The sequence below is a fragment of the Micromonospora rubida genome, from assembly GCF_009908295.1.
GTDB classification, from domain to species: Bacteria; Actinomycetota; Actinomycetes; order Mycobacteriales; family Micromonosporaceae; genus Micromonospora; species Micromonospora rubida.
The window spans coordinates 856,994-883,783 of sequence record NZ_JAAALO010000003.1; the positions used below are offsets into that span (position 1 = coordinate 856,994).

The following is a 26,790-nucleotide window of genomic DNA, read 5'->3' on the forward strand; positions in this document are numbered from 1 at the left end:
CCGGCGCGGCCGGTCGCGGAAGGCAGGGGAGGATCGTCATGCAGCGGTGGCGGGGGTACGACGCGGCGCCCGGCGGCTGGGGCCGTTCGGTCGTCACCATCGGCGTCTTCGACGGCGTGCACAAGGGGCACCAGGCGACCATCGGGCACGCCGTGGCCCGGGCGCGGGAGCTGGGCGTGCAGTCGGTGGTGGTGACCTTCGACCCGCACCCGGCCGAGGTGGTGCGCCCCGGTTCCCACCCGGCGGTGCTCACCGAGCCCGCCCGCAAGGCCGAGCTGATCGAGGCGCTCGGCGTCGACGCGCTCTGCGTGGTGCCGTTCACCCCGGAGTTCTCCCGGGTGCCGGCCGAGGCGTTCGTGCACGACATCCTGGTCCAGCACCTGCACGCCGCACTGGTCGTGGTGGGGGAGAACTTCCGGTTCGGGCACCGGGCGGCCGGCGACGTGGCGCTGCTGGAGCGCCTCGGCCGGACCTTCGGTTTCTCGGTCGAGGGGGCGCCGCTGGTCGCCGAGGACAACACCGTGTTCTCCTCGACCTACATCCGGGCCTGCGTCGACGCCGGTGACGTCGCCGCGGCGGCCGTCGCGCTGGGCCGCCCGCACCGGGTCGAGGGGGTGGTGGTCCGGGGCGACCAGCGCGGCCGGGAGCTGGGCTTTCCCACCGCCAACCTGCTCTGCCACCGGTACGCGGCGGTGCCCGCCGACGGCGTCTACGCCGCCCGGCTGGTCCGTCGGGGGCACCGGAAGTGGCTGGCCGCCGCCGTCTCGGTCGGCACCAACCCGACGTTCTCCGGCCTGGAGCGGCGGGTCGAGGCGTACGCGCTGGACTTCTCCGGGGACCTGTACGGCGAGCGGCTGGCCCTGGACTTCGTCACCCACCTGCGCGGCCAGGTGCGTTACGACGCGGTCGAGCCGCTGATCGCCCAGATCACCGAGGACGTCGAGCGCACCCGCCGGGCCCTCGGCTGAGCCGTCCGTGACGCCGTCCGTGACGCCGTCCGTCACTCCGTCCGTGACGCCGGCGCGACGTCGGGTCGCCTCGTCGGATGCCCTTGCCAGGCGGTTCCGGCGAGGGCTGGTAGTCTGGCGGGGACGTCGACTGACCGACGTGGGGCCTCGCGTGCCTGCACGACGCCGCGGGTGCGAGGTGCCGGTCCGTCCCCGGTCCACCGACCGACACGACGGGCATCAGTGATCAACCCATCGAAACAGGGAGAACATGGCGATCGACCAGGAAGCCAAGGCCAAGATCCGCGCGGAGTACGCGACCGCCGAGGGCGACACCGGTTCGCCGGAGGTGCAGGTCGCGGTCCTCACGAAGCGGATCGCCGAGCTCACCGAGCACCTGAAGGTGCACAAGCACGACCACCACAGCCGTCGTGGGCTGCTGCTGCTGGTCGGCCGTCGCCGTCGGCTGCTCAACTACGTCCAGAAGAAGGACATCAGCCGCTACCGGTCGCTCATCGAGCGGCTCGGCCTGCGCCGTTGACGTGACGGGGGAGCGACCCACTGGGTCGCTCCCCCGATCGGCGTCCACCACCTGACGAAAACAGGGGCCGCGCGACCACCCGACAGGGAGCCGGTCAGCGTACCGGTCTCCGGTAGTGGCCCCCGGGAGCCCCGGCAGCTCGCCGGCACCCCGGGCGCTTCGATCGAAGACCGGCCGTCTGAGCAGCTCCCCGCGTCGTGGGCCTCCCGATGCGAAGGAGCACCACCGAACCATGACCGGGCAGAACCTCGGCACCGAATCCCGCACCGCCGTGATCGACAACGGGTCTTTCGGCACCCGTGAGATCACCTTCTCCACCGGCCGGCTGGCCCGCCAGGCCGCCGGCTCCGTCGTCGCCCAGCTCGGCGAGACGGTCGTACTCTCCGCCACCACCGCCGGCAAGCACCCGAAGGAGCAGTTCGACTTCTTCCCGCTGACCGTCGACGTCGAGGAGCGGATGTACGCCGCGGGCCGGATCCCCGGCTCGTTCTTCCGCCGCGAGGGCCGCCCCAGCGAGGACGCGATCCTCACCTGCCGGCTGATCGACCGGCCGCTGCGCCCGTCGTTCGTCAAGGGCCTGCGCAACGAGGTCCAGGTCGTCGAGACCATCCTCGCGCTCGACCCGCAGCACCCGTACGACGTGGTCGCGATCAACGCCGCGTCGATGTCGACCAAGCTCTCCGGCCTGCCGTTCTCCGGCCCGATCGGGGCGACCCGGGTCGCGCACATCGACGGCCAGTGGGTCGCCTTCCCGACCCTGGAGGAGCTGGCCCGGGCCACCTTCGACATGGTCGTGGCCGGCCGCACCCTCGCCGACGGTGACGTCGCGATCATGATGGTCGAGGCCGAGGCCACCCCGAACGCCGTGGCCCTGATCGCGGGCGGCGCCACCGCGCCGACCGAGGAGATCGTCGCCAGCGGCCTGGAGGCCGCGAAGCCGGCCATCCGCGAGCTGTGCCGCGCGCAGAGCGAGCTGGCCGAGGTGGCCGCCAAGCCGGTCGCCGAGTTCCCGGTCTTCCTGGACTACCAGGCCGACGTGTACGACGCGGTGGCCGACCTGGCCCGCGCCGAGGTCGCCGAGGCCCTGAAGATCGCCGGCAAGGCCGACCGCGAGGAGGCCCTGGACCGGGTCAAGGCCAAGGTCGTCGAGGAGCTGGGCGGTCGCTTCGAGGGCCGGGAGAAGGAGCTGTCCGCCGCCTTCCGGTCGCTGACCAAGTCCGAGGTCCGCAACCGGGTGCTCCGCGAGGAGGTCCGCATCGACGGCCGCGGCCCGCGCGACATCCGCGCGCTGACCGCCGAGGTCGGCGTGCTGCCCCGGGTGCACGGCTCGGCGCTGTTCGAGCGGGGCGAGACCCAGATCCTGGGCGTGACCACCCTGAACATGCTGCGCATGGAGCAGATGGTGGACACCCTCTCGCCGGAGAACCGCAAGCGCTACATGCACAACTACAACTTCCCGCCGTACTCGACCGGTGAGACCGGCCGGGTCGGCTCGCCGAAGCGGCGCGAGATCGGCCACGGCGCGCTCGCCGAGCGGGCCCTGATCCCGGTGCTGCCGTCGCGCGAGGAGTTCCCCTACGCCATCCGGCAGGTCTCCGAGGCGCTCAGCTCCAACGGCTCCACCTCGATGGGCTCGGTCTGCGCCTCGACGCTGGGCCTGCTGTCGGCCGGTGTGCCGCTGAAGGCGCCGGTCGCCGGCATCGCCATGGGCCTCATCTCGGACGAGGTCGACGGCAAGACCCGGTACGTGACGCTGACCGACATCCTCGGCGCCGAGGACGCGTTCGGCGACATGGACTTCAAGGTCGCCGGTACGCCGGAGTTCGTCACCGCGCTCCAGCTCGACACCAAGCTCAACGGCATCCCGTCGGACGTGCTGGCCGCCGCCCTCCAGCAGGCGAACGAGGCCCGGCAGACCATCCTCGGCGTGATGCAGCGGGCCATCGAGGCGCCGGCCGAGATGTCGGAGTACGCCCCGCGGGTCACCACGGTGAAGATCCCGGTCGACAAGATCGGCATGGTGATCGGCCCGAAGGGCCAGACCATCAACGCCATCCAGGACGAGACCGGCGCCGAGATCTCCATCGAGGACGACGGCACCATCTACGTCGGCGCGACCAACGGCCCGTCGGCCCAGGCGGCGGTGGACCGGATCAACGGCATCGCCAACCCGACCCTGCCGAAGGCGGGGGAGCGGTTCCTCGGCACGGTGGTCAAGACGGCCGCGTTCGGCGCGTTCGTCTCGCTGCTGCCGGGCCGCGACGGCCTGCTGCACATCTCCAAGGTGGGCGACGGCAAGCGGGTCGAGCGGGTCGAGGACTTCCTCAACGTCGGCGACCGGGTCGAGGTGGAGATCGCGGACATCGACGCCCGCGGCAAGATCTACCTCGACAAGGTTCGGCCGGAGGGCGCCGAGGCGCCGGCCGCCACCGGAGAGGTCGCCGGCGGCGAGCGTCCGGCCAGCCGGGGCGGCGACCGGGGCCCGCGTGACCGCGGTGACCGCGAGCGCGGCGGCGACCGGGGCGGTCGTGGCCCGGGCGGCGGCGAGCGCGCCCCGGGCGGCGGCGAGGGCGGCGAAGGTGGCGAGGGTGGCGAGCGTCCGCGCCGCCGCACCCGGCACAGCTGACGTTCACCCCAGCACCACCCACCCCTCGTCGAACTGAGAGCAGGTTTCCGTGAGTCGGGCCCAGCGCGCGTCTTTTCCTGCGGATCGACGGGGGGTGGTGCCGTCCGGGGCCGTCCGGCACGCCACCGGGCCACAGCCCGGGCGGGCCGGCGGGTCGACCCGGGCGGTCACCCGCACGCTGAGTGACGACCCGTTGGGCGGCACGGTACGCCGTACCGTGCTGCCCAGCGGGCTTCGCGTGCTCACCGAGGCGATCCCGGCGATGCGCAGCGTCTCGTTCGGCATCTGGGTCTCCGTCGGCTCCCGGGACGAGACCGGCACGCAGGCCGGCGCCGCGCATTTCCTGGAGCACCTGCTCTTCAAGGGCACCCACAAGCGCACCGCGCTGGAGATCTCCTCCGAGATCGAGGCGGTGGGCGGCGAGACGAACGCCTTCACCACGAAGGAATACACCTGCTACTACGCCCGCGTGCTGGACGAGGACCTGCCGCTGGCCATCGACGTGATGTGCGACGCGGTAGCCGACTCGCTGCTGGAGCCGGCCGACGTGGAGACCGAGCGCGGCGTCATCCTCGAAGAGATCGCCATGCACGACGACGAGCCCGGCGACGAGGTGCACGACCTGTTCGCCCGCGCCGTCTACGGCGACCACCCCCTCGGCCGGCTGATCTCCGGCACCGAGGAGACGGTCACCCCGATGACCCGCCGGCAGATCCAGGGTTTCTACCGCCGCCACTACACCCCGGCGCAGATCGTCATCGCCGCCGCCGGCAACCTCGACCACGCCGCCGTGGTCAAGCTGGTCCGCCAGGCGCTGGCCGGGACCCCGCTGGACACCGACCCGGCCACGCCGGCCCCGCACCGTCCGGACACCCCGGCGGTACGCGTGAAGCCGGCCACCACCCTGGTCGAGCCGAAGGAGACCGAGCAGGCGCACATCATCCTCGGCTGCCCCGGCATCGATCGCATCGACGAGCGGCGCTTCGCCCTCGGGGTGCTCAACAACGTACTCGGCGGCGGCATGTCCAGCCGGCTGTTCCAGGAGATCCGGGAGCGGCGCGGCCTGGCCTACTCGGTCTACTCCTACGCCAGCCAGTACGCCGACAGCGGCCTGTTCGCCGTCTACGCCGGCTGCGCCCCCGGGAAGGTGGACGAGGTGCTGAAGCTGACCCGCGCCGAGTTGGCCCGGGTGGCCGCCGACGGGCTGACCGAGGCCGAGGTGGCCCGGGGCAAGGGGATGAGCAAGGGCTCGTTCGTGCTCGGCCTGGAGGACACCGGCTCCCGGATGAGCCGGCTCGCCAAGGGGGAGCTGCTCTACGGCACCCTGATGCCGGTCGACGAGCTGCTGGCCCGGGTCGACGCGGTGACCGTGGACGACGTGAACACCCTCGCTGCCGAACTGCTCGCCCGGCCGATGTCCCTCGCGGTCGTCGGCCCGTTCGGCGAGCGCGACTTCACCTCCTGACCGCCGAGCCGCCCCGCCAGCGGCGGCACGTGGGACGGTCGGCGGTCGGCCCGCTGTGGGCGTCCCGGCTGGGATAGGTTGTGCCCCGTGACTGACGAGCTGGAGACGAACCCCGAGGAGCTGATCCGGGTCGGCGTGCTGGGCGCCCGGGGCCGGATGGGCATCGAGGTGTGCAAGGCGGTCGACGCGGCGTCCGACCTGGAACTGGTGACGACGATCGACCAGGGCGACGGACTGCTCGCCGCCTCCGACGCCGGTGCCGAGGTGGTCGTCGACTTCACCACCCCCGACGTCGTCATGGACAACCTGCACTGGTGCATCGAGCGGGGCATCAGCGCCGTGGTCGGCACCACCGGCTTCACCGAGCAGCGGATCGAGCGGGTGCGCGGCTGGCTGGCCGACAGTCCCGGGGTCGGCGTGGTGATCGCCCCCAACTTCGGCATCGGCGCGGTGCTGATGATGCAGTTCGCGGCGCGGGCGGCCCGGCACTTCGAGTCCGTCGAGATCATCGAGCAGCACCACCCGCGCAAGCTCGACGCCCCCAGCGGCACCGCCACGCACACCGCCAGGCGGATCGCGCAGGCGCGCGCCGAGGCCGGCCTCGGCCCGGTTCCGGACGCCACGAAGGACGAGGTGGCGGGTGCCCGGGGGGCCGACATCGACGGGGTACGCGTGCACGCCGTGCGCGCCACCGGCCTGGTCGCCCACCAGGAGGTGCTCTTCGGCACCACCGGCGAGACGCTGACGATCCGGCACGACTCGTACGACCGGGCCTCGTTCATGCCGGGCGTGCTGCTGGCCGTCCGCGCGGTGCGCAACCGCCCCGGCCTCACCCTCGGCCTGGACCCGCTGCTCGGCTGACCGGAAAGCGGTCGCCGGGCGGGCTGGTCGGCCCTAGGCTCGCCGGGTGATCGACTCGAACCTCCGCGACCGCGCCGGGCGGCACGTCACCCTGCGCCCGGTCGACGACGACAACTGGCGGGCTGTCGCCGACGTGGTGCCCCGCGACGACCAGCGGGCCTGGGTGTATCCGATGGCGGCCCGCTACCTGCTGATCAGCGCGCGCGGCGACGTCTGGACCTCCCTGGCGGTGTACGCCGACGAGGCCGTCGTCGGGCACGTCATGTGGGGCGTCGACGACGACGGTTCGCGGTGGATCGGCGGCATGGTCGTCGACGCCACGGAGCAGGGCCGGGGGGTGGGTGCCGCCACCGTGACCACCCTGGCCGCCTGGCTGCTCGCCCAGCCGGGCTGCCCGGCCGTCCGCCTGTCGTACCACCCGGAGAACCTGGCCGCCGCCGCCCTCTACCCCCGCCTGGGCTTCACCCCGACGGGCGCGGTGGAGGACGACGAACTGGTCGCCGAGCTGCCTGCCGCGCCCGCCGTCCCGTGACGACTGCCCGCCGTCGGGGCGGCGGTTGCCCGGCGTCGAGGACCGGACCGGTTGCCCGGTAGCGGGGGTCGGTCAGCCGGCGGAAGGGCCGTCCGGGGGCACCGCGACGTGCAGCCGAAGCTGGTTGACCAGCATGTCGTCCACGTCGAGGGCCCGGGCCGCCCCGTCGGGCTCCCAGCCGGCGGTGGTGAGGAACTTCCGGGTCGCCTGGTCGGCGTCGAACGCCCACCCCACCGCGCGGGCGAAACCGTCCTCTCGCCACAGGTCCACGCTCGCGGCGAGCAGCCGGCTGCCGTGCCCGCGGCGGCCCCAGCGCGGCTCGACCAGCAGGTCCGTCACCGCCACCACGTCGGGCCCGAGCGCCTCGGCCGGCTCGTTCGGGGCGAGTGACTCGGCGTCGGCCGGACCCGAGGCGACGAATCCCACCAGATACGATTGCTCGGCCTGTTCGACGGCGACCAGCACCCGGTGCGCGCCCGAGGGCGGCTCCTGCACGGCCGCGCTCCACCGCCGGGCGAGGTACGCCTCGTCCAGGTTGTCGAGCACGTGCCGGGGCAGGATCCGGCGATAGGCGACCCGCCAGGTCGCGAGCTGGATGTGTGCGATCTCGCCGGCGTCTTCCGGACGCGCCGGGCGGACGTACCCGAGAGCCATGGGACGTGAGCCTACGCAGGGCGAGGGAGACGATGATGGCGCAGGGTGCCAAACGGACGATCGGCCAGGTCGTCAGCGTCTGCTGCCTCGCCGTCGCGGTGGCCCTGTTCCTGTCGGTGGCGGCCGTGCGGCACGGCTTCTTCGACCTCAAGGTCTACTACGGCGCGCTGAACTTCTGGGTGCACGACGGCGGGGAGATCTACGACTTCCTCAAGCCCGGCACCCAGTACGGCTTCACCTACCCGCCGTTCGCCGCCCTGGCGATGCTGCCGATGGCGGTGCTGCCCTGGACGGCGGCGATCGTGGTGAGCGTGGCCGCGTCCGTGCTGGTCAGCGCCGTGCTGATCTGGTGGTTGGTCGACCCGATCGCCCGCCGCGCCGGCTGGACCCGCTGGTATGCCCTCGCCCTGGCGCTCCTGCTGGCCGCCGCGTTCGAGCCGATGCGCGAGACGGTCAACTTCGGCCAGGTCAACATGCTGCTGCTGTTCCTGGTCGCGGTGGACCTGCTGCGGCTGCTGCCGGCCGGCAACCGGTGGGCCGGGGTGGGCATCGGCCTGGCCGCCGCGATCAAGCTGACTCCGGGGATCTTCGTCGTCTACCTGCTGGTCACCGGGCGCTGGCGGGCCGCGCTGACCGCCGTCGGCGCCGCCGCCACGGCCAGCCTGGTCGCCGCCGCGCTCTTCCCCGACGCGTCCCGGGAGTTTTGGACCTCGGCGCTGTGGAACACCGGCCGGGTCGGCGAGCTGGCGTTCGTGTCCAACCAGTCGTTGAGCGGCGTGGTGGCCCGGCTGAGCCCCGAACACCCCAGCAGCCTGGCCTGGGCGGTGCTGGTGCTCGCCACCCTCGTGGTCTGGGTGTGGCGGTCCCGGGCCGCCGCGGCGGCCGGCGACGAGGCCACCGGCCTTGCGCTGACCGGCGCGGTGATGTGCCTGATCAGCCCCGTGACCTGGGTGCACCACCTGGTCTGGCTGCTGCCGGGGCTGATCCTGCTGGTCGACAACGGCATGGCGGCCCCCGCCCGCAGCGGTCGGCGCCGGGTCCTGCTGGCCGCCGCCGCGATCGGGTACGGCTTCCTGATCAGCCGGATCGTCTGGGTCTGGGAGAAGGACTTCACCGGCGTGGACGGCTTCCTCGGCAGCAACACCTACGTCTGGATCAGCCTGGCCCTGCTGCTGTTCCTGCCGGTCCGCAGGTGGGCCGCGCCGGCCGGGCTCGGGTCGGCCGGGGGGCCGCCGCCGGCCGGGTCAGCCGTCGAGGCGCCCGGCGTAGCGCAGCTCGACCAGACCGAGCGGGGGCGCTCCGCCGGCCAGCGGCACGCGGTAGGTCGTCCGCTCGCCGTCCGGTGACAGCCCGGCCCGCTCGTAGAAGCGGCGGGCCCGCCGGTTGTCCCGGAGCACCCAGAGCCGGTACGCGCCCCAGCCCCGCCCGGCCAGCTGCTCCTTCGCCGCCGCCAGCAGCCGCCCGCTCGTCCCGTCCCCCCAGTACGCCTTCTCGACGTACATGGTCAGCACCTCGCCGAGGGTGTGGTCCAGGTCGGCCCGGTCCTGGTTGTTCCGGTACGGCCCGAACGTGGTGAACCCGACGACCGCCCCGTCCCGCTCGGCCAGCAGGGTGGTGAACGGGTGCTCCGGGTCGGCCGTGCCGGTGTCCCGCCGCCGTTGCGCCCAGGCGGCCACGTTGAGCCGGTCCAGCACCTCGTCCGGCATGAACCCGACGTAGCCGTCCTGCCAGCCGTGCACGTGCACCCGGGCGACCGCCTCGGCGTCGTCCGGCTCCTCGGTGCGGATGATCAGCATGCGTCCGTTCTATGCCCCGGTGGGCGCGTCGTCCAGCGAGCCGCACCGGTGTCGTACACCTGGATTAGGGTGCCCACGATGATCGCACCGGAATCGCTGTCGCTCGCCCAGGCCCGGCGGGTGGCGCTGGCCGCCCAGGGCTTCGCCGACCCTGCTCCCGCCGGGGCGCCCACCCGACGGCACCTGCGCCGGGTGCTCGACCGGGTCGGGCTGATCCAGATGGATTCGGTCAACGTGCTGCAACGCGCGCACTACCTGCCGCTCTACAGCCGGCTCGGGCCGTATTCGACGGCGCTGCTCGACGCGGCGGCCTACCGCCGCCCCCGGGAGTTGTTCGAATACTGGGGGCACGAGGCGTCGCTGGTCCCGGTGGGGCTGCACCCGGTGCTGCGCTGGCGGATGGCCCGGGCGCACGACGACGCCTGGGGCGGGATGCGCCGCATCGCCCGGGAACAGCCGGGCCTGGTCGCCTGGGTGCGCGACGAGGTGGCCGCCCGGGGGCCGCTGACCGCCGCCGAGATCGAGCACGACGCCCCCCGGGAGACCGGCAACTGGGGGTGGAACTGGTCGGCCGTGAAGAAGGCCCTGGAGTTTCTGTTCTGGGCCGGCGAGGTGGCGGCCGCCGACCGCACCACGTCCTTCGCCCGCCGCTACGACCTGCCTGAGCGGGTGCTGCCGGCGGCCGCGCTGGCCGCGCCCACCCCGACCGATGCGGAGGCGCACCGGGCGCTCGTCGGGATCGCGGCCCGGTCGCTCGGGGTGGCCGCCGAGCCCGAGCTGCGCGACTACTTCCGCCTCCCGGTGGCCGGTGCCCGGCGGGCGATCGCCGAGCTGGCCGAGGCCGGCGAGCTGACCCCGGTGACGGTGGGCGGCTGGCGGCATCCGGCCTGGCTGCACGCCACCGCCCGGCTGCCCCGCTGGGCGCGGGGCAACACGCTGGTCAGCCCGTTCGACCCGCTGGTCTGGGAGCGTGGCCGCACCGAGCGGCTGTTCGGCCTCAGCTACCGCATCGAGATCTACGTGCCGGCCCCGCAGCGGGTGTACGGCTACTACGTGCTGCCGTTCCTCCAGGGCGAGCGGTTCACCGCCCGGGTCGACCTGAAGGCCGATCGGAGGGCCCGCGTGCTGTTGGTCCCGGCCGCCTGGGCGGAGCCGGGCATCGACCCGGGGGAGACGGCGGTGGCCCTGGCCGCCGAGCTGCACCGGCTGGCCGGCTGGCTCGGGCTGGACTCGGTCGCCCCGCCCGTCACCGGCGACCTCGCCGTCCCGCTGGCCGCCGCGCTGAGGAGCGGGCCCGGTGTACCGTGAGCGGCGTGACGAGCGTTGACGGCCCGGCCGCTCGGCCGGACGCCCAGGCCGGGGGCGCACCCGCCCCACAGTCCGCGCCGGCCGGCGCCCCGATCGAATGGCCGGCGGGTCAGCAGCCCGGCCCGGCTTGGCCGGCGGGTCAGCAGCCTGATGCCGCGTGGGCGGCGGGTCAGCAGCCTGATGCCGCGTGGCCGCCGCCGGGGGCGTACCCAATGGCCGAGCCGGACAGGTTGACCCGCTTCGTCATGCGGGTCTACGACCGCTCGCCGCGCTGGGCGGTGCCCCTGGCCGCGCTCGGCTGCGTCGGCCTCGGCGTGGCATACGCGCTGCTCAGCGACCCGACCCGGGCCGCGCCCGACGCCGCCCCGAGCTGCCTGCTGAAGCTCACCACCGGGCTGGACTGCCCGGGCTGCGGCGGCACCCGCGCACTCTGGTACGTGCTGCACGGCGACGTGCCGGCCGCCGCCCGGCACCACTTCCTCTTCGTCTTCGCGCTGCCCTTCCTGACGTACCTGTTCGTGGTCTGGGCCGGGAAGCAGGCGTTCGGCTGGCGGCTGCCGGAGCCGCAGATCAGCTCGAAGCTGATCGGCGGGTTCCTGGCCCTCTGGCTGGTCTTCTCGGTGGCCCGCAACCTTCCCTGGGCCCCCTTCACCTCCCTCTACGTCTGACGGGCTTCCGGCCCGGTCGCGGCGGCGACCGGCGCATCGGATCGCTGCCCTGCGCGGACACCAGGACGTCGACGGGGGGTGGCTCCCGTGGTGCCTGTGGAGCTGCCCCGTCTGTGCGCCCGGCCCGCGTTCATCGTGTGCCGACCGTGGCGGGGGTGCCTGCCGTGGTGCCTGTGGAGCTGCCCCGTTTGTGCGTCCGCCTGCCGATCCGCGCGCCCGTCCTGCCCGTGTGCTGCGCACGGGCCGGCCCCGCTGTCCGGTGTGTCTGCGCCGGTCCGTACCTGCCTGTGCTCGCCAACGACAGTCCGTTGGCACTCCGGCCGGGTCCGTCCGGTCTCGGGAGAGGACCGACGTTGCGTGCCCCGTCTGTGCGGGCAGCTCCATAGGCGTCGGGCAGGGTAGGCGCGGGCCAGTTGGTGCCCGGCCATGCCCGGCCCATCCTTGCCCCGGCCGCCGGCCCGCCTGCGCGGCCCGACCGACGGGCCCGATCGACCCGAGTGAACGGACCGATCCGCAGGTGACGGTGGGGGAGCCCGACGTGGGCCGTCGTCGACGTGGCCACTACAGTCGCAGGAATGCCACAGATGGTGCAGCCCCAGGTCAAGCTGATCGCGTGGACCCAGTTCCAGGCCCCGGACGACGTGCCGTGGTCGACCGACGCCGACGGCGGCCAGGCGCTCGCCGAGTTCGCCGGCCGGGCCTGCTACCAGAGCTGGAAGAAGCCGAACCCGGCCACCGCCACCAACGCCGGCTACCTGGCGCACATCCTGGAGGTCGGGCACCTGTCGGTGCTGGAGCACGGCTCGGTGAGTTTCTACTTCACCGGGGTGTCCCGCTCCTTCACCCACGAGCTGATCCGGCACCGGCACTTCTCGTACTCGCAGCTCTCCCAGCGGTACGTCCCGGAGCGCGACGCCGCCATGGTCGAGCCCCGGGCGATCGCCGAGGATCCGGAGCTGCACAAGCGCTTCGTCGAGGCCGCCGAGGCCAGCGTGCGGGCGTACACGGAGCTGCTGGAGGGCCTCGAGGAGCGGTTCACCGACGAGCCCAACCCGACGCTGCGCCGCAAGCAGGCCCGGCAGGCGGCCCGCGCGGTGCTGCCCAACGCCACCGAGACCCGGATCGTGGTCACCGGCAACTACCGGGCCTGGCGGCACTTCATCGCGATGCGGGCCACCGAGCACGCCGACGTGGAGATCCGGGAGGTGGCGGTGGAGTGCCTGCGTCAGCTCCAGGGGGTCGCCCCGAGCGTCTTCGCCGACTTCGTCATCTCCGCCCTGCCCGACGGCACGCAGGTCGCGGTCAGCCCGCACGGCGAGTGAGTCCTGAGCCCTTCCCCGCCAGCCCCCCGGTGGTCGTCCGCTAGGTTGTGAACATGACGCACGACCACCCAGTTGCCACCGAGCGGGCGGTGTCCCGCCCGTTCGGCCGACTGCTCACGGCCATGGTGACCCCGTTCACCGCCGACGGCTCCCTCGACCTCGACGGCGCCGTGCGGCTCGCGAACCACCTTGTCGACGAGCAGGGCAACGACGCGCTCGTGATCAACGGCACCACCGGCGAATCGCCCACCACCACCGACGCGGAGAAGGAAAGCCTGATCCGAGCCGTGGCGGAGGCGATCGGCGACCGGGCCAAGGTGGTCGCCGGGGTCGGCACCAACGACACCCGGCACACCATCGAGCTGGCCACGGCGGCGGAGAAGGCCGGCGCGCACGGCCTGCTCGTGGTGACCCCGTACTACAACAAGCCGCCGCAGAGCGGGCTGGTCCGGCACTTCACCGCAGTCGCGGACGCCACCGGACTGCCGATCATGCTCTACGACATCCCGCACCGCGCCGGGGTGCCGATCGCCACCGAGACCCTCGTGGGCCTCGCCGAACACGGCCGCATCGTCGCGGTCAAGGACGCCAAGGGCGACCTCACCGCCACCTCGTGGGTGACCAGCCGCACCGAACTGGCGTACTACAGTGGCGAGGACTCGCTCACGCTGCCCGCCCTGGCGGTCGGCTGCGTCGGCGTGGTCGGCACCTCGACCCACTTCACCGGCGCGCTGACGAAGCGGATGATCGAGGCGTACGACGCGGGCGACACCGGCACCGCGTTGGCGCTGCACCGGCGGCTGCTGCCCCTGTTCACCGGCATCTTCCGTACCCAGGGCACGATCCTGGTCAAGGCGGGCCTGGCAGCCAAGGGCCTGCCGGCCGGCCCCGTACGACCCCCGCTGGTGGACGCCACCGAGGACGAGATCGCCCAGCTGCGCACGGACTGCGCGGCGGCGGGTCTGGAGCTCCCCTGATGAACGAACGACACGATGGACGCCGAGTGACGGCGTCGCAGAATGAGGTGGACGCGTGACCGAGGCGCACAACGAGGGGGAGCTGCCCCCGCCGCTGCCGGAGGGCGGCCTGCGGATCATCCCGCTCGGCGGGCTCGGTGCCATCGGTCGAAACATGACCGTCTTCGAATACGACGGCAAGCTGCTGATCGTCGACTGCGGGGTGCTCTTCCCCGACGTCGAGCAGCCGGGCGTGGACCTGATCCTGCCCGACTTCGGGCCGATCCTGGACCGGCTCGCCGACGTGCAGGCGATCGTGCTCACCCATGGCCACGAGGACCACATCGGCGCGGTGCCGTACCTGCTCGCCCACAAGCCGGACATTCCACTCGTCGGCTCCCAGTTCACCCTCGCCCTGGTCGAGGCGAAGCTGGCCGAGCGGCGGATCCAGCCCTACACGCTGACCGTGCGGGAGGGCGGCCGGGAGCGGCTCGGCCCGTTCGAGTGCGAGTTCTTCGCGGTCAACCACTCGATCCCGGACGCACTCGCGGTGGCCATCCGCACCCCGGCCGGCCTGGTGCTGCACACCGGCGACTTCAAGATGGACCAGCTCCCGCTGGACGGCCGGATCACCGACCTGGCCGGCTTCGCCCGGCTCGGCGCCGAGGGCGTCGACCTGCTGCTGTCGGACTCCACCAACGCGGAGATCCCCGGCTTCGTCACCCCGGAACGGGAGATCGGGCCGGTGCTCGACTCGATCTTCGCGAAGGCGAAGGGGCGGATCATCGTCGCCTCGTTCGCCTCGCACGTGCACCGGGTGCAGCAGGTCTTCGACTCGGCCGCAGAGCACGGTCGCAAGGTCGCGCTGATCGGCCGCTCGATGGTCCGCAACATGGGCATCGCCCGGGACCTCGGCCTGCTCAACATCCCGGCCGGCCTCGTGGTCAGCATCGACGAGGCGACCACGCTGCCGCCCGAGCAGCTCCTGCTGATGTCCACCGGCTCGCAGGGCGAGCCGATGAGCGCGCTGGGCCGGATGGCCAGCGGCGACCACCGGCACATCACCATCGCCCCCGGCGACACGGTGGTGCTGGCGTCCTCGCTGGTTCCCGGCAACGAGACCTCGGTGTACCGGGTGATCAACCGGCTGGCCCGGGCCGGCGCGGTGGTGGTGCACAAGGACGTGGCGAAGGTGCACGTCTCCGGGCACGCGCCGGCCGGCGAGCTGCTCTACCTGCTCAACGTGGTCCGCCCCAGCAACCTGATGCCGGTGCACGGCGAGTGGCGGCACCTGCGGGCGCACGCCCGGCTGGGCATCGAGTCCGGGGTCGCCCCGGACCGGGTCGTGCTCTGCGAGGACGGCGACGTCGTCGACCTGGTCGAGGGCCGCGCCACCCTGGTCGGCCACGTGAAGAGCCGGTACGTCTACGTCGACGGCCTGGCCGTCGGCGACGTCAGCGAGTCGCTGCTCACCGAGCGGCGGATCCTCGGCGACGGCGGGTTCATCGCCACCACCGTGGTGGTCGACTCGGTCACCGGCAAGGTGGTGGCCGGCCCGACCCTCTCGGCGAAGGGCTTCTCCGAGGACCCGGAGGCGTTCAACCCGGTTGTTCCGCTGGTCACCGAGGCGTTGAACCGGGCCGCGGCGGACGGCATCACCGACCCGCACCAGCTCCAGCAGATCGTCCGGCGCACCGTCGGGCGCTGGGTCAACGACAAGTACCGTCGTCGACCGATGATCGTCCCGACGGTCGTCGAGGTCTGACGCCCCACACCTCACTGCGCGTCCCGACGCCGGCCCGCCCCTCGGGGGCGGGCCGGCGTCGGTGTCTCCGCCTCCGGCGGCCGTGCCTCCGGTTCCTCCTGCTCCGGTGGCACGGCCGCCGTGGCCGTCAGCGGCGGCCCGGGCGTCGGCGCACCAGCAGCAGGGTGCCGCCGACGGCCGTCAGCCCCACCCCCACCAACGCGTACGTCGTGGTACCGGCCCCCGTGCGCGGCAGCTGCCCGGCCGGGTCCGCCGTCGCCGGGGACCCGGTCGGCGTGCCGCCCCCGGCCGAGGCCCCACCGCCGGGGGTGGGGCCGGCCGCCGGGGCGTCGAACGTCAGGGTCTGCCCCGAGTCCGGGTTGGTGTAGCGGCCGGCCGGGGCGAGCTGGAACCGCACCTCCCGATCCATGCCGGACACCGCCAGCCGCACCGTGAACTCGTCCGCCGCGCCCGCTGCCACGGTGCCCCGGCGGATGATCTCGCACCCGATGCCATCCAACCGGCCGCTGTCCGAACAGCCCGGCGCGAGCACCCGCACCCCGGCCGGGGTGAACACGCTCAGCCCGTAGTTGCCGAGCGTGAAGGTCCCGGCGTTGGTCACCCGCATCCGCACCTCGACCCGGCCGTCGGCGACGGGGCCGGCGGTGGCGCGCAGCCGCAGCGGCAGCTTGTCCGGCCAGTTGATCCGGAAGTCGTTGGTCCGGCCGGCGACACCGTCGGAGGTCCGGCCCACCACGGTGCCGTACGCCGAGGTGCCGAATGCCGGCTCGGCGGCGGTCGCGGTGAGGGTCACCCGGTACGACCGCTCACCGCCGGCCGGTATCTCATTGCCGCCGCAGTCCCAGTTCCGGCCGCCCCCGCGGGCCGGCCGGCAGTCCGCACCTGCCGGTTCCACCCCCTCGGGGAGGCCGAGCCGGAAGAAGCCCTTCGTCGCCGTGGCGCCCTGGTTGCGGACCCGCACCAGGAGCGGGCCGGACGGGTACCACGGGTCGGCGCTGAGGAAGACCAGGTCCGCGCCGGCCTGGATCGGCGCGTCGGCGGCAGCCGGGGCGGCGAGGGCGGGCCCGTTGCCGGGCAGCACGGTGAGGGCGAGGCCGGCGAGGCCGGCGAGGCCGGCGAGGCCGGCGAGGCCGGCGGCGGCCCTCCAGGTACGTGACGACATGACAGTTCTCCCCGTTGGGTGTGGACGAATTCCCCTGTACCACTCCCACGGGGGTCCCCCGGTTGCAGCCTGTCGGATACCGAACACCGACCGTCCCGGTCAGGGCAGCGCGGCGACTGCCTCCGCGTACGCGACGCCGGTGGTTACCGCTGCGGTGACCAGCACGTCGAGCTGCGTCGGGGTCACCCCGTGGGCCAGGTCGGTGGTCACGTCGCCGGCCAGCACCAGCTCCCCGCCGTCGTCGTGTGCGTACGCCTTGGGCAGCAGCCGGTCGTGGTTCCAGGCGTTGCAGAACGCGTACGCCTCGGTGCGCCGGTCCGCCGGCAGGCGTCGGGTGGCCAGCACCCGCACGTGCAGGATCTCGCCCCGCTCCCCGGCCTGCCGGAACTCGATCACCGCCGGGTCCCACCGCCCGACCACGGCCCCGCCGGCCCGCACCGTCCAGGCGTCCCCGCGCCGGTCCAGGGCGGCCGTGACCAGGGCGAGGGTGAGCGCCCTCGGCTCGTCCTCGGCCAGCCCGTCGGGTCCACCGCCGCCCGTCCCGTCGCCGTCCGGGCCACCGTCGCCGGTGCCGTCGCCGGCCCACTCCGCACCGTCCAACTCCTCGGCGGGCAGCGGGACCGGGTCGCCGATCGGCCGTTCGGCCAGTAGGGCGGCGATCCGGCCGGACTGGTGACCGGTGCCGTTGCGGGCGTCGAAACTGCCCGCGAGCCCGGTCGCCAGCTCGGCCAGCAGCCCGCCGAGCCGGGCCACGTCGACGTCCCCGCCCGCCCGGCCCGTGGGGCGCGGTTCGGGCAGCCGTCGGTCGCCCCGCCCGGCCTCGGTGGCGAGGGCGCACAGCAGTGCCCCGGCGGCGGCGAACTCCATCGTGGCCATGTCGTCGGCCGGGTGGCCCAGCCGGGGCACCTGCTCGGCGAGGATGTCCAGGCCCCGGTCCAGGTGCCCGCCCAGCGCGCAGAACCGCAGGTGCGCGGCGAGGTACGGGAAAGCCGCCCGTTCCCGCCGGTGCCGCCGGTACGCCTCGACGTGCGCCCGGGCGGCCCGCTCCGGCTCGCCGGCGCGCAGCAGCGGCAGCAGCGCCCCGGCCAGCGCCCGCTCGGGCTGATCGGTGCAGTACGCCGGGCCCCGCGCCGGCTCGTCGAACAGCGGGCGCAGCTCGGCCAGGGCCGCCGCCCAGTCGCCCCAGCCGGCCAGCAGCTCGGCGCGGCGGGACGGGGCGCAGCCAGGACAGCCGGCGGCCGAATCGGCGGGGGCGGTGCGCCAGCGGTCGTACCAGCGGCGGGCCGCCGGCTCGTCGCCGAGGTGGTCGGCGAGCCGGCAGCGCAGCTCGGCCACCAGCTCGCTCGGGGCGTCGTCCGTGTCGCCCCACCCGCCGGGGGCACCGTCCCCGTTGCCCGACCCGCCCGGGGCGTCGTCCGTGTCGCCCGACCCGCCGGGGGAGCGGGCGAGGTCGTCCAGCCCCGCCCGGGCCTGGTCCAGCCCGACCCGGGGGGTGGCGAACACCGCCTCCACCGCGAAGCGCTGGTAGCGGCGCAGCTCGACGCCCCGCTCGCCGTCCGGCCCGGGCACCCGGTCGAGGAGCTCCCGGCAGCGCCGGACCGGCTCGAACAGCCGCCACCGCTCACCCTGCCGCAGGTACGCGTCGATCAGCGCGAACCGGGCATCCAGCCCGGTGCGCAGGTCGCCGGCCGCCTCGGCGGCGGCGGCGACCCGTTCCAGCTCGGCGGCGCGCGGCTCGGAGTCGGGCAGGCCCCGCGCGGCGGCCAGCGCCTCGGCCAGGCTTCGGTCGCCGCCCGCCGGCCCCCGGGACCGGCCCTCCCCGCGCCCCCCGAGCCGGCCGTCCCACGGGCGCGGCTGCCCGGGCGTCCCGGTCACTGGCGTGCCCCGCCCGCCAGCTGCCCGACGGCGGCGGCGAGCTGGCAGCCGGTCGAGATGCCACAGTCGAGCAGCTGGTCTAGCTGGTGCGGGGTCACCCCGCGTTCCAGGTCGGTGATCACCTCGCCGCAGACCAGGGCGCGTCCGTCGTCGTCGACGTGCACGAACGCCTTGGGCCAGTAGCGGTCGTGGTTCCAGGAGTTGCAGAAGGCGTGCAGGGTCGACACGTACTCGATGGGGAAGGTCGGACCGGCGACGGTGCGAACCTGGAGGATCTCACCGGCGGCGCCCATCCGCAGGAACCAGATGAGACTGTCGTCCCAGCGGCCGAGCAGCCGGCCCTGCGGGTCCACCGAGACCGCGTACCCCCGGGTGCGCAGCACGGCGGCGATCAGCTCGCCGGTCAACGGGCGCAGTTCCCGGCCAGGCCCGGCCAGGGGGCCGTCCGGGCCGACCTCGAAATCCGGCGACGCCATCGGGCATCCCTTCTGAGGCAAATAACACAACAGGCGGCGCCGTCAGTGCTGCGACGCGCGGACACGACCCGGAAAAGCGGCGATCCGCCGGGCCCCGCCGTTACGGTGACTCTATGGCGGGCCGTACCAATCAGGCGAGCCGGCGACGCGGCGCGTCGCCGCGCGGCACCACGAACAGTCGTGCCCGTCAGCCGGCGAAGAAGACCAGCAAGGCGGCGCCCCGGCGGCGCACCACCGCAGCGCGCCCCGGCCGGGCGCACCACGTGGGCCGCGCGATCGGCACGGTGTGGATGGGGCTGGCGCACGGTGTCGGCTGGGCGGTGCGGGCCGCCGGCCGGCAGGCCGCCTCGGCCCGCGACCTCGACCCGGAGCACCGCCGCGACGGCGGCGGCCTGCTGCTGCTCGGCCTCGCCCTGCTCAGCGCGGTGGCCATCTGGTTCTCCGGGGCCGGCCCGCTGGGCGCCCGGCTCGCGGACACGGTCCGGCTCTTCCTCGGGGCGATCTCGGTCGTCGTGCCGGTGCTGCTGTCGATCGGCGCGTGGCGGCTGATGCGCACGCCGTCCGACCCGGAGCACCGAGGTCGGGGCCTGGTCGGCTGGGGGTCCATGCTGGTCGCCACGGCGGCGATGCTGCACATCGGACAGAACCCGGTGGACTCGGTCCAGCGCGACTACGCCGGCGGCCTGATCGGCGCGGGCATCGGCGACCTGCTGGAGAGCGCCGTCACCGCCTGGGTGGCCGTGCCGCTGCTGCTCCTGCTGCTGGTCTTCGGCCTGCTGGTGGTCACCGCCACCCCGATCAACAAGATCCCGGAGCGGCTCGGGCTGCTCGCCGGGGCGGTGGTCGGCACGCCGCCGGCCGTCGACGAGGTCGAGGTGGTGGAGGTGGTCGAGAAGAAGCCGGCCCGCCGCCGCCCGGCCAAGCGCGCCGCTCCGCCGCTGCCCGACCCGGACGACTTCGACGAGGAGGGGTACGAGGGGGTCGACCTCCAGGAGACGGTGGTGCTGCCCCGCAAGCCCCCGGGGAAGGTGCCCGCCACCCGCAAGCCGGTCGAGCCGCCGGAGCACTCGCCCGCGCCCACCCGGGCCGAGCAGCTCGCGCTCAGCGGCCTGTCCGGCGACTACATGCTGCCGCCGGCCAACATCCTCAGCGGCGGTGCCGCGCCGAAGACCCGGAGCAAGGCCAACGACGAGGTGATCGCGGCGCTGACCGGGGTGTTCGACCAGTTCGGGGTGGACGCCGCGGTCACCGGCTTCACCCGGGGCCCGACGGTCACCCGGTACGAGGTCGAGCTGGGGTCGGGCGTCAAGGTCGAGCGGATCACCCAGCTCTCCCGCAACATCGCGTACGCGGTGAAGTCGCCGGACGTGCGGATCCTCAGCCCGATCCCGGGCAAGAGCGCGGTCGGCGTGGAGATCCCGAACACCGACCCGGAGAACGTGGCCCTCGGCGACGTGCTGCGCTCGCGGGTGGCCACCAGCGACCACCACCCGATGGTGGTCGCCCTCGGCAAGGACATCGAGGGCGGCTTCGTGGTGGCCAACCTCGCGAAGATGCCTCACATTCTGATCGCGGGTGCCACCGGGGCCGGGAAATCCTCATGCCTCAATACCCTGCTGGTGTCCATCCTCACCCGGGCGACCCCGGACGAGGTGCGGCTGTTGCTGATCGACCCGAAGCGGGTCGAGATGACCGGCTACGAGGGCATCCCGCACCTGGTCACCCCGATCGTGACCAACGCTAAGAAGGCGGCCGACTCGCTGGAGTGGGTCGTCCGCGAGATGGACATGCGCTACGACGACCTCGCCGCCAACGGGGTCCGGCACCTCGACGACTTCAACCGCAAGGTGCGCAGTGGGGAGATCAAGGCCCCGCCGGGCAGCGAGCGGGAGATGCGCCCTTACCCGTACCTGCTGGTGATCGTCGACGAGCTGGCCGACCTGATGATGGTCGCGCCCCGCGACGTGGAGGACTCGGTCGTCCGGATCACCCAGCTCGCCCGCGCCGCCGGAATCCACCTGGTGCTGGCCACCCAGCGCCCCTCGGTCGACGTGGTCACCGGCCTGATCAAGGCCAACGTGCCGTCCCGGCTCGCGTTCGCCACCTCGTCGCTGGCCGACTCGCGGGTCATCCTGGACCAGCCGGGCGCGGAGAAGCTGCTCGGCCGGGGTGACGGCCTGTTCCTGCCGATGGGCGCGTCGAAGCCGGTCCGGATCCAGGGCGCCTGGGTCACCGAGCGCGAGATCACCGACGTGGTGAAGTTCTGCAAGGACCAGCGCGAGCCGGAGTTCCGCCCGGACGTGCTGGCCCCGGCGCAGGACACCAGGAAGAAGGTCGACGAGGAGATCGGCGACGACCTCGACCTGCTGGTGCAGGCGGTCGAGCTGGTGGTCACCTCGCAGTTCGGCTCGACCTCGATGCTCCAGCGCAAGCTGCGGGTCGGCTTCGCCAAGGCGGGCCGGCTGATGGACCTGATGGAGACCCGGGGTGTGGTCGGCCCGTCGGAGGGTTCCAAGGCCCGCGACGTGCTGGTCAAGCCGGACGAGCTGGAGGAGGTCCTGGCCGGCCTGGGCGGCGCGGGGGACTGACCGCGCCGGCGGGGCGGGGATCCCATGGCGTCAGTGGAAGACCTTCAGGCCGACCACCCCGGCCACCACCAGCAGCAGGCAGAGGATCCGGGGCAGGCTGGTCGACTCGCCCAGCGCCAGCATTCCGACCAGCGCGGTGCCGACCGCGCCGATGCCGACCCAGACCGCGTACCCGGTGCCGACCGGGATCTCCCGCAGCGCGTACGCCAGCCCCAGCATGCTGAGCACCAGCGTGACGGCGAAGACGAGCGAGGGGAGGGGGCGGCTGAAGCCGGCGCTGCGGTCCAGCGAGATCGCCCACGCGGTCTCCAGGAGTCCGGAGACCACCAACACGATCCAGGCCATCTGACGTCACCTCTGCGGGGGCCCGGACCGCCGGGGACCGGGACGAGTGGGCACAACTCGCAGGCGTCTTGGCCTCACCGGGTACGCCCACCCTCGTCCGGGACGGCCGTTGTCGTGCCTCGGCCCTCACCTTGACGCTAGCACCGGGGTGAGGGCGGGCACGTCGATTGACATGAAGTTGAGTTCAAGTATCAGTATTGCCGGCATGACTCTGCTCGTCTCCGACCGGGAGGTCGCCGCCGCCCTCGACGCGTCCACCACCGTGGCCGCGATGCGGGACGCCCTGCTCGCCGCCCACGCCGGCCGGTTGGTCGCGCCGCCCCGGGCGTCCGCCCCGCTGGGCGGCGGCCGGATGGTCCTCACCGCCGGGCAGCTCACCGACGAGTGGTACGGCTACCGCACGTACGACACGTTCGGCCACCCGCAGGGCGAGCAGCTCGTCGTCCTGCACGACGGGCGGACCGGGGCGGTGCGGGCGGTCGCCGTCGGCGAGGAACTGGGCTCCCGGCGTACCGGAGGGCTGGGCGGGGTGGCGGTCGACGCGCTGGCCCGGCCGGACGCGGCCACCCTCGGCGTGATCGGCTCGGGTGGGCAGGCGTGGACCCAGGTCTGGGCCGCCGCCGCCGTGCGCCCGCTGCGCGAGGTGACCGTGCACAGCCGCTCGGCGGCCCGCCGGGAGGCGTTCGCCGCCCGGGTCCGCGCCGAGCTGGGCGTCCCGGCCCGCGCCGTGGCCACCGCCCGGGCCGCCGTGACCGGCAGGGACGTCGTGGTGCTCGCCACCACCAGTCACACGCCGGTGCTGGCCGCCGCCGACCTGGCCCCGGGCGCGCACGTCAACGCGGTCGGCTTCAAGCAGCGGGGCCGGGCCGAGTTCGGCCCCGATCTGCTGGACGCGGCCGACGTCCTGGTCACGGACTCGCCGGCCCAGGCGATGGCGTACGACCCGGCGATGCTCGCCGCGCTGCCCCCGTACGCGGGGCGGCTGGCCGACCTGGGCGCGGTGCTGGCCGGGGCGGCGCCGGGGCGGACCGGCGCGGACCAGGTGTCGGTGTTCTGCTCCACCGGCCTGGCCGGCACGGAGGTCTTCCTGCTCGACCGTCTGGTCCGGGTCGGCGCGGCCCGGCTCTGACGGCAGTCTGCTCTCGGCCCCCGGCCCCCGGCAGTCGGCCCTCGGCCCTCGGCCCCCGGCAGTCGGCCCTCGGCAGTCGGCCCCCGGCCCCCGGCCCTCGGCGAGGTGGGTGACCACCGCCGTTGCCGGGCGACCTCCGCGCGCCCGGTACCCTCGGATGGTGTCTGCCACCTCCCCTTCCGACAACTCCAGCTCGGCACGTCTGGCGCCGCGCCGCGACCTGGCGCCGTCGTCCGCCGCCGCCGGCCGCCGCGTAGCCCTGCTGACGCTGGGCTGCGCCCGTAACGAGGTCGACTCGGAGGAGTTGGCCGCCCGGCTGCACGCCGACGGCTGGCAGGTGACCACCGACGGCGAGGGTGCCGACGTGGTGGTCGTCAACACCTGCGGCTTCGTGGAGAAGGCCAAGCAGGACTCGATCCAGACGCTGATGGCCGCCGCCGACACCGGCGCTAAGGTGGTCGCCGCCGGCTGCATGGCCGAGCGGTACGGCCGGGAGTTGGCCGACAGCCTGCCCGAGGCGCAGGCGGTGCTGAGCTTCGACGACTACCCGGACATCGCGGCCCGGCTCGACGCGGTCGTGGCCGGCGAGGCGTTCGACGCGCACACCCCGCGCGACCGGCGCGAGCTGCTGCCGCTGACCCCGGTCGCCCGGCGCGACAGCGCGGTCTCGCTGCCCGGCCACGGCACTGCGCGGGCGGCCGTGCAGACCGACGAGCACACCCCGGCCCACCTGCGCCAGGTGCTGCGGCACCGGCTCGACACCGGCCCGGTGGCGTCGCTGAAGCTGGCCAGCGGCTGCGACCGGCGCTGCGCGTTCTGCGCCATCCCGGCCTTCCGGGGGGCCTTCGTCTCGCGTACGCCCGACGAGCTGCTCGCCGAGGCGGAGTGGCTGGCCCGTAGCGGCGTCCGGGAGTTGGTGCTGGTCAGCGAGAACTCGACGTCGTACGGCAAGGACCTGGGCGACCCCCGGGCGCTGGAGAAGCTGCTGCCGCAGCTCGCCGCCGTGTCCGGCATCGTCCGGGTCCGGGTGAGCTACCTCCAGCCCGCCGAGACCCGGCCCGGGCTGGTCGAGGCGATCGCCGGCACGCCGGGCGTCGCGCCGTACTTCGACCTGTCGTTCCAGCACTCCAGCGAGCCGGTGCTGCGCCGGATGCGCCGTTTCGGCTCCACCGACCGGTTCCTGGAGCTGCTGGCCTCCGCCCGCGCCCTGGCCCCGCAGGCCGGTGCGCGGAGCAACTTCATCGTCGGTTTCCCCGGCGAGACCCGCGCCGACGTCGCCGAACTGGTCCGGTTCTTCACCGAGGCGCGGCTCGACGCGATCGGCATGTTCGACTACAGCGACGAGGACGGCACCGAGGCCGCCGGCCTGCCCGGCAAGGTCTCCGCCGCCACCATCAAGCGCCGGTACGACAAACTCAGCGCGCTCGCCGACGAGCTGTGCTCGCAGCGCGCCGAGGAGCGGCTCGGCTCGACGGTCGAGGTGCTGGTCGACTCGGTCGACGACGGCGTGATCGAGGGCCGGGCGGCGCACCAGGCCCCCGAGGTCGACGGCTCGACCACCCTGGTCGCCCCGGGCGAGGGTGGCGTGGACCTGGCCGCGCTGCGTCCCGGTGACCTGGTGCGGGCGACGGTCACCGCCACCGAAGGGGTGGACCTGGTCGCCGTCCCGGATGAGATGATCTCGGCGGCGCCCGGCGCGGCACGGTGACGGCGGGCCCTGAGGGAGCGGGGGAGCCACGTGGTGCGGTGCCAGGTACGCCACGGCGGCCCGATCGGGGCACGCCGGTGACTCCGGCGGCGGAGTCGACGCCGTCGCCGGTGGTCGCCCGGGTGCCGGTGCTCAACGCGGCCAACGCGCTGACCCTGCTGCGGCTGGTGCTGGTGCCGGTCTTCGGAGCGACGGTCGTGGTGTCGGCGATGAGCCACTCCGGGTGGCGGATCGTGGCCTGCCTGATCTTCGTCTTCGCCTCGGCCACCGACCTGGTGGACGGCTGGATCGCCCGCCGCTTCGGCCTGGTCACCTCCGTGGGTCAGGTCGCCGACCCGATCGCCGACAAGGCGCTCACCGGCGCGGCCCTGGTGCTGCTGTCCTGGTACGACCTGCTGCCCTGGTGGGTTACCGCGCTGATCCTGGTCCGCGAGCTGGGCATCACGGCGCTGCGGTTCTGGGTGATCCGGCACGGCGTCATCGCGGCCAGCCGGGGTGGCAAGATCAAGACTGCGCTCCAGATCCTCGCGATCACCTGGTACCTCTGGCCGATGCCGGCCGCCCTCGCCGCCGTCGGCCCCTGGATCATGGCCGCCGCGGTGGTCGTCACGGTGGTCACCGGCTTCGACTACATCGCCCAGGCCCTCCGGCTCCGTCGGCCCCGCTCCTGACCCAGCCGGCCGACCCCGGCCTGCGGGTGGCCACGGGGTGGTCGGCGGCCCGTCCGGCGTGTCCGGACGACCGCCCCATGATCACCGGTGGTGGGCGGGAGGATGCGTGGGCGGGGTGGCGTAGGACGGCAGCGGTGGGGAAAGGAACGCGGGCATGGAGACGGATGCGAACGGGCGGCGGCCGGTCGGCAGCCCGGCGGCCGGGGTGGTGCACCGCCTCGCCCAGCGGCACGAGACGCTGGCGACCGTGGAGTCGCTCACGGGCGGGCTGCTCTCCGCCTCGATCGTGGAGATCGCCGGGGTGAGCGGCGTCTACCGGGGCGGGCTGATCGTGTACGCCACCGAACTGAAGGCGTGGCTGGCCGGCGTACCGGAGGACCTGCTGGCCGACCGCGGACCGGTCGACCCGGACGTGGCCCTCGCCCTGGCCGAGGGCGGCCGGCGGCGCTGCGGGGCCGACTGGGGGCTGGCCACCACCGGCGTGGCCGGGCCGCAGCCGCAGGACGGCAAGCCGGTCGGGCTGGTCTACGTCGCCGTCGCCGGGCCGGGCGGCGCCGAGGTCAGCCGGCTCGACCTGGACGGCGGCCGGGACCACATCCGCTCCGCCACGGTGATCGAGGCGTTGCGGCTGCTCGCCCAGCGGATCCATGCGGCGGGTGCGGCGACGGTGCCGGGCACGCAGGCCGCCGCCGGCGGCGATCCCGCGACGGCCGCGACGGGTGGGCGCTGAGCGGCCACCGCCGGAGATGGTGGGGCGGGGTGGGATGTCACCGGGGCCGGCAGCAGGTACGGTTGCGGGAAGGCTCCGACGCGTGTCGTCGGCACCGGGGCGGTACACCGCGCCGGGAACGACCGCCGTCGGAGGGGTGAGACCAGTCAGGGGAGGTGCGATGGTCCTGCTACGCCGGGTGATCGGTGACGCACTGCGGGCGCGCCGGCAGGGTCAGCAGCGCACCCTGCGCGAGGTCTCCTCCGCGGCGAACGTGAGCCTGGGCTACCTGTCCGAGATCGAGCGCGGCCAGAAGGAGCCCTCCAGCGAGCTGCTGGCCGCCATCTGCGACGCCCTCGGCGCCCGCCTCTCCGAGCTGCTCCGCGAGGTCAGCGACACGGTGGCGCTCGCCGAGCAGCTCCCGGGGGTGCTGATGCCGGTGCAGGACGAGCCCGTCGAGCAGACACCGGTGGGCCGCGCTTCCGTCCGGAACGCCGCCGGCCGAAGGGTGCGCCAGGTCTCCACGGACGGCTCGGTGTCGGTCGCGGTGCACCAGGACTCGCCGCTGAAGGCCACCCTGCGCAGCACGCGGGTGCGCCCAGCCGACCGCGATCGCGACCGCGACGTCGTCTGCGCCGCCTGAGCCAGCCCACCGCCTGATCGACAGCCCGCTGCGCGGCCCGTCC

24 protein-coding genes and 1 riboswitch are annotated in these 26,790 nt (G+C 74.1%); of the genes, 18 read left to right on the forward strand and 6 right to left on the reverse strand.

What is annotated here, in order from left to right:
- Positions 1–38: 38 nt before the first annotated feature.
- The 6 genes from GVV04_RS13475 (at position 39) to GVV04_RS13500 (ending at position 6,972) form a co-directional block, all read left to right on the forward strand.
- A complete protein-coding gene (locus GVV04_RS13475) occupies positions 39–968 on the forward strand; it encodes a bifunctional riboflavin kinase/FAD synthetase (protein ID WP_161688048.1) in 930 nt (309 codons plus the stop codon).
- Between the two features lie 250 nt (positions 969–1,218).
- Complete coding sequence (gene rpsO, locus GVV04_RS13480; RefSeq protein WP_161688050.1) at positions 1,219–1,488, forward strand: 30S ribosomal protein S15; 270 nt, start codon at positions 1,219–1,221, stop codon at positions 1,486–1,488.
- Positions 1,489–1,720: 232 nt separating this feature from the next.
- Positions 1,721–4,114: a polyribonucleotide nucleotidyltransferase gene (locus GVV04_RS13485; RefSeq protein ID WP_161688052.1), complete on the forward strand. Its 2,394-nt coding sequence runs from the start codon at positions 1,721–1,723 to the stop codon at positions 4,112–4,114.
- A gap of 94 nt (positions 4,115–4,208) precedes the next feature.
- Positions 4,209–5,579, forward strand: a complete 1,371-nt coding sequence (locus GVV04_RS13490; protein WP_161688054.1) for a M16 family metallopeptidase — start codon at positions 4,209–4,211, stop codon at positions 5,577–5,579.
- 87 nt (positions 5,580–5,666) lie between these two features.
- Positions 5,667–6,440 (forward strand): 4-hydroxy-tetrahydrodipicolinate reductase, encoded by a 774-nt coding sequence (gene dapB / locus GVV04_RS13495; RefSeq protein ID WP_161688056.1) that lies wholly within the window; start codon positions 5,667–5,669, stop codon positions 6,438–6,440.
- A 46-nt stretch (positions 6,441–6,486) separates the two neighbouring features.
- The gene (locus GVV04_RS13500) at positions 6,487–6,972 is read left to right on the forward strand and encodes a GNAT family N-acetyltransferase (protein ID WP_161688058.1); all 486 of its coding nucleotides are present in this window, start codon (positions 6,487–6,489) and stop codon (positions 6,970–6,972) included.
- A 72-nt stretch (positions 6,973–7,044) separates the two neighbouring features.
- Here the strand turns inward: GVV04_RS13500 and GVV04_RS13505 are convergent, their stop codons facing one another.
- On the reverse strand, positions 7,045–7,626 hold the full coding sequence (locus GVV04_RS13505; protein WP_161688060.1) for a GNAT family N-acetyltransferase: 582 nt from the start codon (positions 7,624–7,626) through the stop codon (positions 7,045–7,047).
- 35 nt (positions 7,627–7,661) lie between these two features.
- On the opposite strand from GVV04_RS13505, the gene GVV04_RS13510 reads away from it, so the two are divergent.
- Positions 7,662–8,972: a glycosyltransferase 87 family protein gene (locus GVV04_RS13510; RefSeq protein WP_161688061.1), complete on the forward strand. Its 1,311-nt coding sequence runs from the start codon at positions 7,662–7,664 to the stop codon at positions 8,970–8,972.
- Here GVV04_RS13510 and GVV04_RS13515 read toward each other — a convergent pair.
- Positions 8,871–9,422, reverse strand: coding sequence for a GNAT family N-acetyltransferase (locus tag GVV04_RS13515; RefSeq protein WP_161688063.1), 552 nt, complete (start codon positions 9,420–9,422; stop codon positions 8,871–8,873). The two genes, GVV04_RS13510 and GVV04_RS13515, sit on opposite strands and share 102 nt — an antisense overlap.
- Before the next feature lie 78 nt (positions 9,423–9,500).
- Here GVV04_RS13515 and GVV04_RS13520 point away from each other — a divergent pair, with 78 nt between their 5' ends.
- The 5 genes from GVV04_RS13520 (at position 9,501) to GVV04_RS13540 (ending at position 15,441) form a co-directional block, all read left to right on the forward strand.
- Positions 9,501–10,730, forward strand: a complete 1,230-nt coding sequence (locus GVV04_RS13520; RefSeq protein ID WP_161688065.1) for a winged helix-turn-helix domain-containing protein — start codon at positions 9,501–9,503, stop codon at positions 10,728–10,730.
- Entirely contained in the window at positions 10,727–11,398 is a 672-nt protein-coding gene (locus GVV04_RS13525) for a DUF2752 domain-containing protein (RefSeq protein ID WP_161688067.1), read from the forward strand. Before GVV04_RS13520 ends, GVV04_RS13525 begins: the two co-directional genes overlap by 4 nt.
- Positions 11,399–11,982: 584 nt before the next feature.
- The gene (thyX, locus tag GVV04_RS13530) at positions 11,983–12,720 is read left to right on the forward strand and encodes an FAD-dependent thymidylate synthase (RefSeq protein WP_161688412.1); all 738 of its coding nucleotides are present in this window, start codon (positions 11,983–11,985) and stop codon (positions 12,718–12,720) included.
- Between the two features lie 53 nt (positions 12,721–12,773).
- The gene (gene dapA / locus GVV04_RS13535; RefSeq protein ID WP_161688069.1) at positions 12,774–13,697 is read left to right on the forward strand and encodes a 4-hydroxy-tetrahydrodipicolinate synthase; all 924 of its coding nucleotides are present in this window, start codon (positions 12,774–12,776) and stop codon (positions 13,695–13,697) included.
- A gap of 55 nt (positions 13,698–13,752) precedes the next feature.
- On the forward strand, positions 13,753–15,441 hold the full coding sequence (locus GVV04_RS13540) for a ribonuclease J (RefSeq protein ID WP_161688071.1): 1,689 nt from the start codon (positions 13,753–13,755) through the stop codon (positions 15,439–15,441).
- Between the two features lie 127 nt (positions 15,442–15,568).
- Here the strand turns inward: GVV04_RS13540 and GVV04_RS13545 are convergent, their stop codons facing one another.
- The 3 genes from GVV04_RS13545 to GVV04_RS13555 form a co-directional block, all read right to left on the reverse strand.
- Entirely contained in the window at positions 15,569–16,603 is a 1,035-nt protein-coding gene (locus GVV04_RS13545; protein ID WP_161688073.1) for an LPXTG cell wall anchor domain-containing protein, read from the reverse strand.
- Between the two features lie 99 nt (positions 16,604–16,702).
- Positions 16,703–18,478 (reverse strand): YbjN domain-containing protein, encoded by a 1,776-nt coding sequence (locus tag GVV04_RS13550; protein ID WP_161688075.1) that lies wholly within the window; start codon positions 18,476–18,478, stop codon positions 16,703–16,705.
- Positions 18,475–18,954: a type III secretion system chaperone family protein gene (locus GVV04_RS13555; protein WP_161688077.1), complete on the reverse strand. Its 480-nt coding sequence runs from the start codon at positions 18,952–18,954 to the stop codon at positions 18,475–18,477. Before GVV04_RS13555 ends, GVV04_RS13550 begins: the two co-directional genes overlap by 4 nt.
- A gap of 113 nt (positions 18,955–19,067) precedes the next feature.
- Between GVV04_RS13555 and GVV04_RS13560 the strand changes: the two genes are divergently transcribed.
- On the forward strand, positions 19,068–21,542 hold the full coding sequence (locus GVV04_RS13560) for a DNA translocase FtsK (protein ID WP_161688079.1): 2,475 nt from the start codon (positions 19,068–19,070) through the stop codon (positions 21,540–21,542).
- A 30-nt stretch (positions 21,543–21,572) separates the two neighbouring features.
- Here GVV04_RS13560 and GVV04_RS13565 read toward each other — a convergent pair whose 3' ends face one another.
- Positions 21,573–21,887 carry a DMT family transporter gene (locus tag GVV04_RS13565; protein WP_161688081.1) on the reverse strand — a complete coding sequence of 105 codons (315 nt, stop codon included), beginning with the start codon at positions 21,885–21,887 and terminating at the stop codon, positions 21,573–21,575.
- A gap of 57 nt (positions 21,888–21,944) precedes the next feature.
- Positions 21,945–22,008, reverse strand: a riboswitch (guanidine-III (ykkC-III) riboswitch).
- Positions 22,009–22,092: 84 nt separating this feature from the next.
- Here GVV04_RS13565 and GVV04_RS13570 point away from each other — a divergent pair.
- From GVV04_RS13570 to GVV04_RS13590, 5 genes are all read left to right on the forward strand, one after another.
- Positions 22,093–23,016, forward strand: a complete 924-nt coding sequence (locus GVV04_RS13570) for an ornithine cyclodeaminase family protein (protein ID WP_161688083.1) — start codon at positions 22,093–22,095, stop codon at positions 23,014–23,016.
- A 157-nt stretch (positions 23,017–23,173) separates the two neighbouring features.
- A complete protein-coding gene (rimO, locus tag GVV04_RS13575) occupies positions 23,174–24,724 on the forward strand; it encodes a 30S ribosomal protein S12 methylthiotransferase RimO (RefSeq protein ID WP_235965986.1) in 1,551 nt (516 codons plus the stop codon).
- A 77-nt stretch (positions 24,725–24,801) separates the two neighbouring features.
- Positions 24,802–25,395: a CDP-diacylglycerol--glycerol-3-phosphate 3-phosphatidyltransferase gene (gene pgsA / locus GVV04_RS13580; RefSeq protein ID WP_161688416.1), complete on the forward strand. Its 594-nt coding sequence runs from the start codon at positions 24,802–24,804 to the stop codon at positions 25,393–25,395.
- 154 nt (positions 25,396–25,549) lie between these two features.
- The gene (locus GVV04_RS13585) at positions 25,550–26,125 is read left to right on the forward strand and encodes a CinA family protein (protein WP_161688084.1); all 576 of its coding nucleotides are present in this window, start codon (positions 25,550–25,552) and stop codon (positions 26,123–26,125) included.
- 160 nt (positions 26,126–26,285) lie between these two features.
- Positions 26,286–26,747 (forward strand): helix-turn-helix domain-containing protein, encoded by a 462-nt coding sequence (locus GVV04_RS13590; RefSeq protein ID WP_161688086.1) that lies wholly within the window; start codon positions 26,286–26,288, stop codon positions 26,745–26,747.
- Positions 26,748–26,790 lie beyond the last annotated feature (43 nt).